Source organism: Haloarcula amylovorans (assembly GCF_004681185.1).
Lineage (GTDB): Archaea > Halobacteriota > Halobacteria > Halobacteriales > Haloarculaceae > Haloarcula > Haloarcula amylovorans.
On sequence record NZ_SRIF01000001.1, the window covers coordinates 923,578 to 937,401 of the forward strand.

At 65.6% G+C, this 13,824-nt stretch carries 10 protein-coding genes; 5 read left to right on the top strand and 5 right to left on the bottom strand.

The features are described from left to right. Window positions 1–43: 43 nt before the first annotated feature. Window positions 44–2,143 carry a pre-peptidase C-terminal domain-containing protein gene (locus E4S61_RS04765; protein ID WP_135302746.1) on the bottom strand — a complete coding sequence of 700 codons (2,100 nt, stop codon included), beginning with the start codon at window positions 2,141–2,143 and terminating at the stop codon, window positions 44–46. Window positions 2,144–2,392: 249 nt separating this feature from the next. Here E4S61_RS04765 and E4S61_RS04770 point away from each other — a divergent pair, with 249 nt between their 5' ends. Next, the gene (locus tag E4S61_RS04770) at window positions 2,393–2,749 is read left to right on the top strand and encodes a DUF5658 family protein (protein WP_135302747.1); all 357 of its coding nucleotides are present in this window, start codon (window positions 2,393–2,395) and stop codon (window positions 2,747–2,749) included. Here E4S61_RS04770 and E4S61_RS04775 read toward each other — a convergent pair. Further along, window positions 2,746–3,276 carry an HTH domain-containing protein gene (locus tag E4S61_RS04775; protein ID WP_135302748.1) on the bottom strand — a complete coding sequence of 177 codons (531 nt, stop codon included), beginning with the start codon at window positions 3,274–3,276 and terminating at the stop codon, window positions 2,746–2,748. The genes E4S61_RS04770 and E4S61_RS04775 overlap by 4 nt on opposite strands. Window positions 3,277–3,816: 540 nt before the next feature. Between E4S61_RS04775 and E4S61_RS04780 the strand changes: the two genes are divergently transcribed. Next, the gene (locus tag E4S61_RS04780) at window positions 3,817–4,176 is read left to right on the top strand and encodes a DUF7344 domain-containing protein (protein ID WP_135302749.1); all 360 of its coding nucleotides are present in this window, start codon (window positions 3,817–3,819) and stop codon (window positions 4,174–4,176) included. Window positions 4,177–4,184: 8 nt separating this feature from the next. On the opposite strand, the gene E4S61_RS04785 is transcribed toward E4S61_RS04780, so the two are convergent. Next, a complete protein-coding gene (locus E4S61_RS04785) occupies window positions 4,185–5,186 on the bottom strand; it encodes a GNAT family N-acetyltransferase (RefSeq protein ID WP_135302750.1) in 1,002 nt (333 codons plus the stop codon). A 266-nt stretch (window positions 5,187–5,452) separates the two neighbouring features. On the opposite strand from E4S61_RS04785, the gene E4S61_RS04790 reads away from it, so the two are divergent. Then, entirely contained in the window at window positions 5,453–6,520 is a 1,068-nt protein-coding gene (locus tag E4S61_RS04790) for a DUF1616 domain-containing protein (RefSeq protein WP_167768418.1), read from the top strand. 553 nt (window positions 6,521–7,073) lie between these two features. Here E4S61_RS04790 and E4S61_RS26475 read toward each other — a convergent pair. Together E4S61_RS26475 and E4S61_RS04800 are read right to left on the bottom strand one after the other, a co-directional pair. Then, entirely contained in the window at window positions 7,074–9,812 is a 2,739-nt protein-coding gene (locus tag E4S61_RS26475; RefSeq protein WP_135302752.1) for a PKD domain-containing protein, read from the bottom strand. A gap of 103 nt (window positions 9,813–9,915) precedes the next feature. After that, window positions 9,916–11,025 carry a Gfo/Idh/MocA family protein gene (locus tag E4S61_RS04800; RefSeq protein WP_135302753.1) on the bottom strand — a complete coding sequence of 370 codons (1,110 nt, stop codon included), beginning with the start codon at window positions 11,023–11,025 and terminating at the stop codon, window positions 9,916–9,918. A 231-nt stretch (window positions 11,026–11,256) separates the two neighbouring features. Here E4S61_RS04800 and E4S61_RS04805 point away from each other — a divergent pair, with 231 nt between their 5' ends. Together E4S61_RS04805 and E4S61_RS04810 are read left to right on the top strand one after the other, a co-directional pair. Beyond that, window positions 11,257–12,303 carry a glycosyltransferase family 2 protein gene (locus E4S61_RS04805; RefSeq protein ID WP_135302754.1) on the top strand — a complete coding sequence of 349 codons (1,047 nt, stop codon included), beginning with the start codon at window positions 11,257–11,259 and terminating at the stop codon, window positions 12,301–12,303. A gap of 85 nt (window positions 12,304–12,388) precedes the next feature. Next, window positions 12,389–13,813: a hypothetical protein gene (locus E4S61_RS04810; protein WP_135302755.1), complete on the top strand. Its 1,425-nt coding sequence runs from the start codon at window positions 12,389–12,391 to the stop codon at window positions 13,811–13,813. The last annotated feature ends 11 nt before the right edge of the window (window positions 13,814–13,824 follow it).

Consider the following 13,824-nt stretch of genomic DNA (forward strand, 5'->3'; position numbering starts at 1 on the left):
AGCCGCCGTCTCGAACGGCTTGGTGGGCCGTTCGGGAGCCAGCTTACGCTTCTTTGCGCCCGTATCCCAACAGCAGCGACGCCACGACCGAGAGCAGCGCAACCACGGCAGTGAATCCGGGACCGTCGCCGCCGGTGGTCGAAGTGGGATCCTCGTCGGTCGTCATCGAGTTCTCGCCGTCGGCCGTCCCGGACGCCGCGACGTCGAGCGTGCCAATCTGCGTGTCACCGACGCCGATGGCGTGCGTCCCGGCGGCCGGTGAGAGCGTCGCGGTGAACGTCTGCTCGCCGCCCGGCTGGACGGTCAGCGTTCGCTCGGTGACGGTATCACCGTCGACGGTGACAGGGACAGTCGTCTCGACGGGGGCAGACCCGTTGTTGCGAACGGTCGCGGTCACGGTGACGGTGTCACCGGCCGAGACGGCGTTCGTCGAGAGCGACCCACCGGTCTGGGCGGCCGTGACGGTTCCGAGCGCGAGCGTGGAGAACTGGTCGGTCTCCGCCCGGTAGGTCACGTTCTCCGCGGTGGACGCGACACGGGTCGTCGGCAGCGCGTTCCACGTCTCCGCGTCTTCGTCGTATCGGTAGAGGACGACGTTGGCCTCGGCAGTCTCACCGAGCGTGGCTCGAGACACGTCGACGGTGACCGTCCCTTGCTGGATCGACTGATCGACCGTGGTTCCGTTAGTCTGCAGCGACGGACGGAGCGTGAACCCGTGCTGGACCGCGAGGCCGTCGGCGGCCGGACCACCGCCCGAGAGGTTCGTCGTTCGCTTGGCTTCGAGCCACAGCGTTCCCGACCCGCCGGCGTCGACCGACACCGTCTGAAGGGTCGCGTCTGCCGTCCCCATCTCGAACTCGAAGGGGACCGTCTGACCGGCCGTCGCGTTCTGCGCGACGCCGACGTACGTGTCGTTGCCGATTTTCACCGTGTTGCCGTCGGCGTTCGCCGGCGGCACGACGGTCAGCGACTGTCCACTTCTGTCACCGAGGGCAACGTTGTACTGGCCGGTTCGGTTCGGCGTCATGGTGACACTGAGCGTCCGCATCTCGTAGGGCGCGAGCGTCGCGTTGTACCGAGCAGTCTCGGTGCCGTCGACGATCACCGGTTCGTCGAACGTCCCGGTGGCGTCGCCAAGGTTGGCGACGGTCACCGTCTGCGTCACGGACGTTCCGAGCGTCGTCGCGGACTGATCGAGCCCGCTGTCGAGCACGCGGAGCGACGGCGAGGCCGGACTATCTGGAGCGTGGCCGCCCCCCTCACTGTGGCCGCTGGTCTCGCTTTCGGTGGTGTCGTTCGTCTCGTTCGCAGCGGTGTCGTTCCCCGTCGCGCTGTCGTTACTCGTCTCCGCCTCGGTGACCGCGTTCGCGCTCACCTGGTAGGAGAACTCGCCCTCGTAGTCGTCGCTCGCGACGATGACCGTGTAAGGCTGTTCCTGTTCGATGACGTGCCGGAGCGTGACGTCCTGTCCGGCGTACGGAGCGACCTTCTGGGCCACGACTCGGTTGTTGGGGCCGACGAGGTACAACGCGGAGTCGGCCGCCGAGGAGTGGGTCAGCTCGATCTCCTGTCCGGCGGGTGCCGAAAGCGAGAGCTCCGCGTATCGGCCGTGGAACTGCTCGCTCTCCTTGTTTGTCTCGTCGACGGTGCCGACGACCGTCTCACCCAGTTCGATGGACGTCCGCTCCTCGGCGTCCAGTCGGTGCAGCGAGAGCAGGTATTCGTAGCTGTCTTCCGGGAAGTGACTCGTCACCTGGATGGTGTAGGTCCCGTCCGCGGGCAGCCGCGTCACAATCTCAGAGTTATTGCCCGGCCCGCCGTCCTCGTTGTGCGAGAGGCGCTGGCCGTCAGGACCGACGAGCACCATCGAGGTGTCGGTCGGACCGTAGAGGCTGACGTTGACCACGTCACCGGCGTTCCCTTCGAACGAGACCGGCTCGTAGTACCAGTCCCCTTTGTGGCCGTTATCCGTCGGATTGTCTCGTATCGCATCGACACTATCGACCGCGCCCCTCACCGTCTCGCCGTAGACGATCTCGCGCGTATCGTCCCCCGGTGCGGCGGCGACGGCACCCACACCGGCGATCGGTGCGGTGAGCGCCACCAAGAGGACGACGCCAACGGTCGCGAGGCGTGCGGTCATCGGTCACCCCCATCTCGGAATTCCGAACTACTGTCTGTCTGATCGGACATCACGGCGAGAGAACAAGAGACTATGGTATAGTTACCCGCTCTGTACGGCGTCTCACTGGGACCTACAACCCCGAATAGCGGGTTCCGCGCCGGTCGGGCCACCTAGGTCAGGATTTCTTGCGGTAACGCCTTCCTTCGACTGTTGTAGCGGCCAGTTATACGGTCTGTTACCATTGCACGTCCCGGCCATCACTCACTGGTGACCTCCGATCTCGCTGCGAACGTCGGATTCGTCGGGGATACCCGGCTGCGATACGACCACGTTCTCTGGGGTGTCGTGTTGGGTGCATCGAGCGCCGATGTCGTCTTGACGCTAGTCGGGCTCTCGCTGTGTTTCAGTGAAGCGAACCCGGTCGCCAGAGCGATACTCGATATCGGGGGCGGTGTCGGTTTACTGGCCCTGAAAATCGCTGCACTGGGCGTCTTGTTCGCGGTCTGTCGCCGCCTCGGGACGACCTATCGGCGCGCGGCGTTACTCGCGTTCTCGCTGCCGCAACTGTACGCCGTGGGCCACAACGGGTTGTTGCTGGCCCGCTACGCCCATCTCTGCGGTTAGGAGCGGTCGTCAGCGAGTATCTGCGAGGGCAGCTCGCTGCTCGTGCGCGCTTCGAGATACGTGATCGCGTCGTCCGGCGTGTAAGCGACACCGTCTATCAGACTGGGAAAGACACCGACCAGTCCGTCTTCGGTGTACAGTGCGATACAGCAGCACGGCGGGACGATGCGCCGAAACGACTCATCAGTGACGCTGGAAGTCACCTTCGAGATACGGAAGAACGGCGAGATAGAGATGTTCTTTTTCGCGGCCAGTTCGTAGAACTCGCTGATCGCGGCGGCGATTCGCTCACCGGCCCCGACCTCCGCGAGCGGGCCGCCGGTCGCGACGCTGTCGCCCCAGACCTGCAGATCGATGTCCGCAAGCGCACCGTCCGCGACAAGTGCCCTGAGCCGTTCGACCAGGGTATCTTGGTTCTCTTTGCACCCCACGGGCGCGAGAGAGTGGACGAACACCTCGACTCGGAGATCTGTCTCGCTGGAAGGCAAGAGTTCGTCGAGGTGGTCGTGGGTCTCATCTGAGCTCATTTGTCTCGGATGGCGATGCCCCGAGCACGGTATTAAATACACACAGCCTTTTCGGGACTAAGAAACTCTTACGAACGTTCTCCCCTGAAACTCCCGGACGAGTCGCGTTGGGGGAGAGCGGACAGCGCAGTTCGGACGACGACGGCCGCCGTCGCGTGGCCTGAGTGGGGGGTGGGGTGGGTGAGTTGGCAAGGGATGGACCGGTTGGCCAGTACGTGCAGTGTCGCTCTCCCCGCGCTTTGACTGCACGGGCTACTTGTATTGTTATTCCGTGGTTAGCGGCGGTAGGCAGTCGTTCGTTCGCCACGCGAGGCGAACTGTTTCGGTCGATTATCGAATGTTGAAACGGAAGAAAACGACGTATAACTACTGTACGGTGGCGTGAGTCTCCGGTATGATGTTCGCATCGAAACGAATCCTGCTGGTCAGCATCGCAGCGCTCGCCCTCGGCGTCTGGTACCGAACCCGCCGTTCACCGTCCAACGATGAGTAAGGGACTCGTCGTGAGCGCGCCGATCGCCTCGCGAGCTCGGACTACTCATGTCGCCTGACGACGAATCGCCGCTGTGTGACGAAGACAGCGAGACGGGGGTGCTTCCCGACGCCGACTCGGTCGAACTGCTCGCCTCCAGACGACGGCGGACTCTGTTGGGGTTGCTGATCGACGCCGAGCGGACCGACCACTCGCTCGAATCGCTCGCGACGGCCATCGCACAGACCGAGCGAGAGTCCGGTCTCGGTGCGATTCCGAGCCACCGAGTCGCCGTCTCGCTTTACCACGTGCACCTCCCGAAACTCGACGCTGCAGGCGTTCTCGATTACGACCGCGAGACGAACAGGGTTCGGTACTGCGGTGACGAGCGAATCGAGGCGTGGCTCGCCGCCATCGACGAGTCCTGAACCGGCGCTCACTGGAGTCGCCGGTATAGCTGCGCCATCATCCCGAACCCGGTGGAACTCCGTTCCAGGGAGTGATAGCGAGTCAGCGTCGGGGCGAACTTCGACTTATAGCGCGAGAGTCGTGGGTTGTTCGCACCGACGAGATCGTAGCTTCGGACGCCGCGGTCGGCGGCGTCTCGAATGATTTCCCAGTGTAGTAGATCGTTGATATCGTATTCGATGTCTTGTTTGACGGTCCCCTGCCAGCCGTACGCGCGTTCACCGTCGTCGAGAACGAGACTCCCGCCCGCGAACTTGCCGTCGATGGTGCAGACGTACGGTCTGAGAACGCCATCCGGGAGCGCCTCGTAGAGGTCGTCGACCAGCTCGGGGGTTACCGGAAAGCCGATGTTCTGCTCGTCGTGGCGCTGTTTGACCTGCGTGATGATCCGCCGAGCGGCCTCTCGGCCGGACATCGAGACGGAGCAGGCCTCCTCGGCTTCACGCACGTTCGAGCGTGCGTCGCGGCTGAACCGGTCGAACAGTGTCTCCGGTCCGGTGTCGAGGTCGACGACGTACGTAAAACGGGGCGTCTCCTCGAACAGTTCCCAGTCGAACGGGCGGGTATCCGGCGTCGTGATGGCCGTCCGAACGTGGACGTACCGGGGCGCGTGTGTCTCGTCGAGCCAGTCGATACAGGCGGAGACGAATCGCTGTCGTCTGCGCTCGACCGTGTTGGCTTTCATCCCCTGCTGTGTCAGCAAGACCGGCCCCAGATAGCTAATCTTCAGGTTCGGTGGCGGGGAAAACGCCGTCGTTATCGGCCCCTTCTCCAGGGTGAACAGTGGAAACAGGCCGATCTCCTCCTCTCCTTTGTAGCCGACCAGCGGGTGAAACTCCGCACCCGAGTGGGCGGCGAACACTTCGAGCGCCTCGAACCGGTGAAACGGCGTCCGCTCGTCGGTCCGATCGAGCGCGTCGTTCCATACCGCGCCATCGTTCGTCGATAGTTTCGAAATCTCCAGACTCATCGGTCCCTCCCGCGGTGTGTCGGCCCTTGCCATCGGCAGTTACACGCCCACATTTCTCGGCCAGAAAGTGGCGGCCCCGGGGGGTAAGTTATACCCAGCCTACGGAACGGCCTCCATCGGTAGCCTGCCGTCCCTGAACCGACGGGCTGCGGTGGTATGCGCGGTATAACAAAGCGACGTTCGGGGAAAGCCCGTAATCGAACAATGTCTGTGGTCAGCGTCCCGGTCGACGCCTCGCGCTCGGCCGGCCAGTGGGGGACCGACGTGTGAGTGTCACTGAAACCGCCCGTCGTCTCGTGGAATCGACTCTCGATGTCGTCCCGGTAGACCTCGTTGCGCTCGTCGCGTACGTCGCGTTCGCGACGGCGGCAGTCGCCGGCGACGTCGGCGGCGAAGTCGGCCTGTTCGTCGTCGGGTCGATACTCGTCTTCTTCGCCCCCGGATACGCCATCGTCGCAGCGCTCTTTCCAGACCGACCGCGAAACAGAGACGAAGGCGAGAAGTCGCGGGCGCTCTCGCTGTCCTCGGCACACGACGGACTGCTCCCCCAGGAGCGACTGGCGCTCGCGTTCGGCGTCAGCGTCACGCTGATTCCGCTCTTTGCAGTCGCCCTCGGCGCTGCGGGCGTCCAGCTGACGACCGAGTCTGTCCTCGCGGCGGTGTGGGCCATCGTCGGGTTCGGCGTCGTCGTCGGGGGTGTGCGGCGACTCCTCTTGCCGTCCCGGGAGCGATTCGACCCACTGACCGTCGCACGACAGCCCCGAAACGAGGGCGTCTTCGCCGGAGACGCGGTGACGAACGTGTTGACGGTCTGTCTGTGTCTCGCGGTCGTGGCCGCCCTCGGGTCAGCCACCGTCGCCCTCGCTGGGCCACAGCAGTCGATGTCCTACACCAGCGCCTCGCTGTTGACGAAATCCGGCGACGGCGGACTGGGCGGCTACCCCACCAACGTCACGCAGGGTCAACCACAACAACTCGTCGTGGAGGTCACGAACCATCACGAAGAAGCGGCGAACTACACCGTCGTGACGAAGATTCAGCGCGTGGACGGCGGGACGGTGCTGGCGAGCAACGACCTGCTGACCCAGAGCCAGCGCGTGGGCGTCAACGAGACGTGGACCTACGACCACACCGTCAGACCGTCGATGGCCGGACAGGACCTCCGACTGGTCTACTACGTCGTTCGCGGGCCGGTGCCCGACAGCGTGAACGAGAACACGGCCGAACGGGTTCTCTACCTACGACTCGACGTGACGCCAGCTGACTCGTCGCAGACGGCGCAGTCGACGAACGCGACGCAGACGCCGACGGCGACACCGACCCCGTCGCAGTAATGTCGCGGTTCAGTCGGTGGTCAGACTCCTTTTCGCGATAGTACGCAGAGTCGACGACACGCTCTCTCGTCCAGTAGTCGGGCCAGCGTGCCACAGGTCGTGACAGCACAGCGACGCCGTCACCGTCGTCGCCTCTCCGTGAGTGTGGCGTGTCGCTCTATGTCGACTGTCGGCCATACGCGACGGTGAAGCCGCCGTATGGGTAGCGCCGGTTCGCCGTACAGTCGGAGCTGATTCGTCGTTCAGTCCGCTTGCTTCCGTCGTCCCGTTAGCGCCAGCTCGTCGCCCGGCCACAACGTAGGCTGCCGTACGACGAGGAGCGTCCATCAACCAGAGTCGGTGCCCGCCAGTCCTCGCGCCACTGTAGGCGTCGTGGGACGATCCCGAGACGGGTCGGCGTATCGATGTACGCACCTCGCCGACGGCGTCGAGTGAGGAGTTCCTGCCCGTCGTGTCAGAATCGTCCATTCGGCAATTTCGCTTCGGCTGTACGCCGTCTGCGTGTACCCCGAGGAGTCTGCGTAGCAGAAGAAAAGACCGTCCCCGTCGCGACTCAGAGCTGTCGGCTGAGAACCACGATCCCGCCGGCCAGCAAGCCGACGCTCCCAACGGCGACGAGACCGAGAAGCAGCGGGGACATCCCGCCGTTGGACTCGCCGTTACCGCCCGCTGGCGTCTCGCTCTGGCTCTGCGCCGCGTCGCCGTCGACAGTGACGCTAGCGTTCTGGCCGTTCACGCCGACCGTGTACTGCCCGGGCTGTTCGATGCGCTGTTCGAAGGTGACCGTCTCTGCGGCTCCTGCGGCGACGGTGAGGCGCTTCGTCCCGACGACGTCGCCGAAGGCGACGAACGACGCGGTGACGGTGCCCGACTCGGTCCCTTCGTTGGTGAACGTCGCGGTCACGCGCACGGGTTCTCCGGGGCTCACGGCGTCGCGTTCGACGGTGACAGTCGGCTGACTGATGTTCGCCTCGGAGGGGGCGACGTCGACCATCCGGCTCTGGCCGGCGATGGTGAGTCGCTGGCGGCCCGACGCGGCGGGCACTACCGACATCGTGACCCGTCTCGTCTCGCCCGCGCCGAGGGTCACTCGCTCGGAACCGACGACCCGTCCGCCGAGTACGGCGGTTATCGTCTTCGCTCCATCGCGTTGGCCCGTGTTCGAAAGCGTTGCCGTGACGTTCACCGGCCGGTCGGCGACGAGGTCAGATTCCACAGTCAAATTGCTGCCGACCACGTCGGGTCGCGCGAGGCCGACCGCGAGCGGTGTCTCCGGGCCGGCGGTGGCGTTCACCACGACCGTCGAACCGTTGCTGACGACGGTCGTCTCGGCAGCCTGCCAGTCGGACCCGGTCCACGTCGCCACCGTGAGCGACTCGACGGAGCCGCCGCGGTTGCGAATCGCCTCCCGGTCGAGCGCTATCTGGTACGTGACCGACGAGGGTGCCGATCCGCCATCGACCGTCGGGTCGAGCGCCAACAGGGTCTCGTCGCTGCCGGTCGGCGGCCCGTCGCTCCCGTTCCACGCGTCGGTCACGGTGAGGGTCGTCCCCGCTCTGGCATCGGCAAGCGCGAGCCGCTGGACGTCCGCTGGACCGGACCCTAGCATCCCCTCGTCCAGCGCCACGCCGACGGCACCAGTTCCGGGGTCGTTGACCTCGACGCGGACGCCGCCGTCGATTTGTGTCGCGGTCGCGGGGGGTCCGTCGTTGGATGGCGGCGGGGCAGCGCCGCCACCGCCCGTACTGCCACTGCTACTGTCGTCGTCACCGCCATCATCACCGCCGCCACCACTGCCGCCCTGTGACTCACGTTCGACGGTTACTGTCGCACTCGCCGTCGCCGTCTGGTTCGTCCCGTCGACCACAGTGATGCTGACGGTCCGGTCGCCGGGCGCGTCGAACGCCGTCGTCAGCGTCGGCTGGATCGTCTCCGTCTCGACGGTGCCGTCGCCGTTGACGTCCCAGCGGTAGGTCGCGTCGCCGCGCGGTGCCGTCGAGTTCGAGGCGTCGAAGGTGACGGACTGACCGACCGTCGCCGTCGACGGCCCGGAGAGCGCCGCCGTCGGGTCGTTGCTCTCGTTCGCCTCGACAGCGAGCGTCGCGTTGGCCGTGTCGCTCTGAGTCCCGTCGGTCACGGTGAGCGTGACGTCATACGTGCCGGCGCTCCCGTATGCGTGGGTGGGAGCGGGTCCTGTGGCCGTCGCCCCGTCGCCGAACGCCCACTGGTAGGTGGCCGACTGGCTGGCCGTCGAGTTACGGCCGTCGAACTGCACCGCATCGCCGACACGAGCGGACGCCGGCGACTCGACGACGGCCTCGACTTCCTGGGCCGACCCGACCGTCACCGTCGCGTTGGCTTCGCTCTGTCTACCGTTCGCGTCTTCGACTACGACGGCGACCGTTTTCTCGCCCGCCGTGTCGAACGTCCGCTCGAACGTCGGCTGGGTCGTCTGCGCCTCGAAGCTTCCGTCGTCGCCGACGTCCCAGCGGTAGTTGACGATGCCGTCCGCCGGCGTCGAGCCGCTCGCGTCGAACGTCACGTTCGCGCCGACGGTGGGGTCGGCGGGCGTCGCGGTCAGGTCCGCGCTCGGACACGTCCCCGCGACCACGGAGACCGATTGGGACGTATCGAGTTCGACGAGACCGCTCGGACTTCGCGCTCGCCACGCGATCGGGTCATCGGCCCAATCGGAGTCCGGAGAGTCGCTGTTCGTGCCGAAGCGGGCCGAGATTTCGATGCCGTCGGTCGGGGTGACGTGGGCGAGACCGCGAAGCGCCGCGCCGTCGTTGCGACTCGGCTGCCACTGCCAGTCGATATCGCTGGTCGTCCCGGTGTGCTCGAAGCTGTCGTCCATCCCCTCGTAGTTGTCGTCTTCGACGGCCCAGCTCGCCTGTGAGGGAATACCGGTGATATCCATCGAGATTGCTCCGCCGCCGGTGTCGTCGTTCCGGCTGTCGTGGAGGAAGACGAGGCTGTCGCCGCTTTCGCCGCGGTAGACGTAGAACTGACTCACCCCCGAAACCTGCAGGTCGTCGGTCCCGTGGGAACTGTAATCCGACTGGTTCCCGCCGCGGTAGTCGTAGTACGTCGAGACGTTCTGCGAGGCGTCGCCGACCGTCGCCAGCGGGATGCATTGGCTCCCCTGGACGACGGCGTACGCGTCGGGCCGCTCTTCGACGTTCTCGACGTTCCCGGCGGCCGTCCCGACCGGCGTAAACGGCGCGAAACTGGCCACGACGACCAGCAGTATCCACGCGATGCTCGTGATGGCTAGTGTATCCCGTTCCATTGTGGTCCCACGGGCTGGTGCCCGCCTGAGTATGCTCGGGTTTCAGAAGATTCCCGCTTTGTTATGGAGCGCCGTCGCCTCGACGGACGCCAGTAGCGACTGCTTACGCCGAATCCGTGTTGACTCGAAGCTGCCCGTCGTCTATCGGTTCAAGCGCCGCCGCCCGGATCGACTCCATGATGCGCATCGTCCAAGTCCCTTCCTCGACGGGGACCGGCATCGGGTCGCCGCGAATGATGGCCCGCGCGTCGGCATCGAACTGGTAGTAGTGCGAATCGAGGTCGCGCTCTGCCGTCCAGTCGTCGTCGAGGACTCGCCGCGCGACGGCGACCACGTTCTCGACGGTTCCTTGCACGCGCCCGAGGACGTGGTCGATGTTCGCCTGCGCCCGAGCCTTCGGTGATGCCTCGTAGTCCTTATCGAGGACAGTGACGGACTGAGAGACGATGTCGATGTCCAGACTCCCGCGCTCGCCGTGGACTCGTATCGCTTTGTGGGGAACGTCACTCGCCAGCACCGTCCCGCTACAGAGGACGCCCGAATCGCTCGTGTACTGGAAGGTGACGCTGTCGTAGTCGAACCCCTGCTCGTACTCGCGGGTCCGCTCCGTCTGTGACTGAATCGAGCCCGCCTCGACCGGGTACCCGCCGAGTTTCAACACCAGATAGATCGGATGCGGGAGGCCCTCCTCGAACTCACCGCCGGGGAGGTCGAACGCCCACGCGCCCCGGCGAACGTCGTCGGGGTAGGTCTCGCCACTGTAGAGTAAGTCGACCGAGCGCACCTCGCCGATTGCCCCCGCGTCGATGAGCTTCGAGGCTTTGCGGATCGCCGGATCGAAATTGTGGTTGTGGACGACAGATACCGGCACGTCGTGTTCTCGGGCCAACTTCTCCAGCTCCTCGGCCTCGGCGACGGAGGTCGTCACGGGTTTCTCGATCTGGACCGCGATACCGTCCTCGATAGCCATCCGGGCCAGTTCGAGGTGGGTCTGGACAGGCGTACAGAGGTGGATCCAATCGAGGTCCTCTCGGGCCAACATCGCTTCGAAGTCGGCGTAGGCGCTGATGTCGTACTCCGTGGCTTTCTTGCGTGCTCTGGACTCGTCTACGTCGCAGATGGCGACGAGGTTCGTCGCTGGGCACTTCTCTAAGCCTGACAGATGGAAGTCCGAGACAGTTCCACCACCGACGACCGCGCTTTCGAGCGTCATCGTCACAGTACCTCGGTCCTGCGGGTATTGTTATAGGTTCTGTGTGGGCGGGTAGGGTTCAGTTATCACGCCGCCATGCGGGCGTAAGGACGTCGTATGGCGGCGAAAGCCGTCGAAGCGGTCGCCGTCTGCCCGCCGCTGCCCGCAAGCCGACCATAACAATGCGGGTCTCACCGGCAGTACTGATGAGAATGGGCTTCGAACATCCACGACGTTTGGGGGGCTGGTGAGATGTACCGGGAGACAACTGTTGCGGTCGTCGTTCCGGCGTACAACGAAGAGGGGTTGGTCGGGACGGTCATCGAGACGATCCCCGACTACGTCGATCGCGTCTACGTCGTCGAGGACGGGTCGACCGACAGGACGTGGCAAGAGATACAGGAGACTGCCAAGCGAGTCAACGAGCGCGATCGCCGGACGAACGGGTTTCAGCGCCGTGTTGTCCCTATTCGTCATGACGAGAACCGCGGCGTCGGCGGCGCGATCAAGACAGGGTATCTCGCCGCCCGCGAGGACGAAATCGGCGTCACGGCAGTGATGGGCGGCGACGCCCAGATGCAACCCGAACTGCTCGAAGGCGTCATCCGTCCCATCGTCGAGGGCAAGGCCGACTACGTGAAAGGGAACCGTCTCCTCGACGGGCACTACGGGACGATGCCACGCTTTCGGTACGTCGGCAACCGCATCCTGACGTGGCTCACCCGCATCGCCAGCGGCTACTGGTCCATCGGCGACCCGCAGAACGGCTACACCGCGATCTCGCTACACGCGCTGGAGACAGCGGGTATCGAGGAGATGTACGAGTTCTACGGCTACTGCAACGACCTGCTCGTCCGGCTGAACGTCGCGGGGCTGCGCGTCCTCGACGTGCCCCGACCGGCGAACTACGGCGAGGAGGAGAGTCACATCAGCTATCGCTCGTACATCCCGCGGGTATCGGGGATGCTGTTCCGGAACTTCCTGTGGCGGCTCCGGGCGAAACACCTCTCCGACGGCGTCCACCCAGTCGCGGTGCTGTACGGGACCGCGGGCGCGACGGGGGCGGCCGGCCTCGTCCGTGCGGTCCGTAGCGACGAGGGGCTGCTTTCGACCATCTCCCAGCTGGTCGCGGTGCTGGCCCTCTCGACCGTGTTCCTCCTCGGCGCGATGCTGCTCGATTACTCACACGAGAGCTATCTCGACGACCGGGCGACCGCCGAGGCGGAAGCGAGTGGTTACGACGGCGATGACGATGACGACGACACGGCGGCCGTCTCCGCCCCGGTCGGACAGGACTGAGACGAGTACGGTAGGTGGACGAGCAGAACAGCCTTACTCCCTGTACGGCCACTATAACAAATCTTCGACCACCGTCAGCGTGCCTATGGGAAGGGACTGGACCCGTCGAGAGCTAATCGAGCGGCTGGGAGCGGCGGGGCTGCTCGGCGCGCTCGCCGGGTGTCCAAGTGACGACCCGGGGCCAGGACCCGACAGGCAGACGCCGACGCCCAGGACGCCGGGTCCGACACCGGAGAGCGAGACGCCGCTCGACATCGAGCGACGGACAGGGGAGCGACCCCCCGACGCCGAACGGTACGAAACTGTCGTCGACATCGCCGAGGCAGGTGGTGACACCAGCGGCTCCGAATCCGTACTCCCGATTCTCGAATCACTCGACCCCGACGACACGCTCGTCAGGTTTCCGCCCGGCGAGTACCGCCTCGACGGTAGCTGGCGCGTCGAGGAGTTCGAACACCTCGCCGTCGTCGGTCCGGAAGCGACCATCACGACCGAGCCCGGACTCACCGGCCCGTTGTTCGGGCTGGGCGGCGACGGCGACGCTCGCGACCTTGCGATCGCCGGACTGACGTTCGATTTCCGGCAGGCGAACACCGGGCCGCGACCGATACACGCCGCTGTCGAGGACGGATTGGCGGTCAGCGATGTGACCGTCCGCGGCGAGATGGACATCGACCAGGACGGGATGCGCTTCGACGTGACCCGCGACGAGGGGACGGGCGTCGTCCGCCGCCTCCGGATGCCGGACGGCGGCGACCCCCGCTTTACGAACACTGGGTGCTACGTCGGTGAGGCCCACCGCGGCCACATCGCGTTCACGGACTGCCACGTCGACGGCTTCCCCGACAACGGCCTGTACGCCTCGCCTGCCGTCGGCCGCGTCGACGTCGTCGGCGGCGTCTACCGGAACAGCGGCGTCTCGAACGTCCGCGTCAGCGGCCCGGCGACGGTGCGTGGCGTCACGGTCCGCTGTAACGAGGCCAGAGCGGGCGTTCCGAACATGCGCGGTATCCGCCTCCGCGAGGGGTCGGACGTCCTCGTCGAGAACTGTCGGGTTATCATGGAGAACGTGACGTCGAGCGACGGCGGTATCACCTGTGCAAAGTGGCTCAACGAGGCGACGATTCGGAACACGCACGTCACCGTCGCGGCCGACGATGTCCCGGCTGTCTGGGCGAAATCGCCGGATGCAGTCGGGTCGGACGCTCGTCGCCATCCGATTCAGCTACGCCGACTCACTGTCGACGGACCGGCGGCCCGCGGCGCAGCGGTCGTGATATCGGAACGCAATGGGACGCTCATCGAGGACCTCTGTCTCTGTCAGTCCGGTCTCGATCGCGACGGCGTCCACGTTCTCACCTCCACCGGGTCGGTGCTCAGAGGGGCGAACATCACGGTCACGGGCCGACCGCTGGTGACGCGACGGTCTTCCCTCGAACGGGGGAACGTCCACCTTCACTCGCTCGGGCGAATCGGCGTACTCGGTGGTCCGTCGTGTGGCTGCCGCTGAAAATTCACCGA

Excerpts from the sequence above, each read along its gene's own strand:
- E4S61_RS04765 (WP_135302746.1), bottom strand. The coding sequence starts at position 2,143 with ATGACCGCACGCCTCGCGACCGTTGGCGTCGTCCTCTTGGTGGCGCTC.
- E4S61_RS04775 (WP_135302748.1), bottom strand. The coding sequence starts at position 3,276 with ATGAGCTCAGATGAGACCCACGACCACCTCGACGAACTCTTGCCTTCC.
- E4S61_RS04780 (WP_135302749.1), top strand. The coding sequence starts at position 3,817 with ATGTCGCCTGACGACGAATCGCCGCTGTGTGACGAAGACAGCGAGACG.
- E4S61_RS04785 (WP_135302750.1), bottom strand. The coding sequence starts at position 5,186 with ATGAGTCTGGAGATTTCGAAACTATCGACGAACGATGGCGCGGTATGG.
- E4S61_RS26475 (WP_135302752.1), bottom strand. The coding sequence starts at position 9,812 with ATGGAACGGGATACACTAGCCATCACGAGCATCGCGTGGATACTGCTG.
- E4S61_RS04800 (WP_135302753.1), bottom strand. The coding sequence starts at position 11,025 with ATGACGCTCGAAAGCGCGGTCGTCGGTGGTGGAACTGTCTCGGACTTC.
- E4S61_RS04805 (WP_135302754.1), top strand. The coding sequence starts at position 11,257 with ATGTACCGGGAGACAACTGTTGCGGTCGTCGTTCCGGCGTACAACGAA.
- E4S61_RS04810 (WP_135302755.1), top strand. The coding sequence starts at position 12,389 with ATGGGAAGGGACTGGACCCGTCGAGAGCTAATCGAGCGGCTGGGAGCG.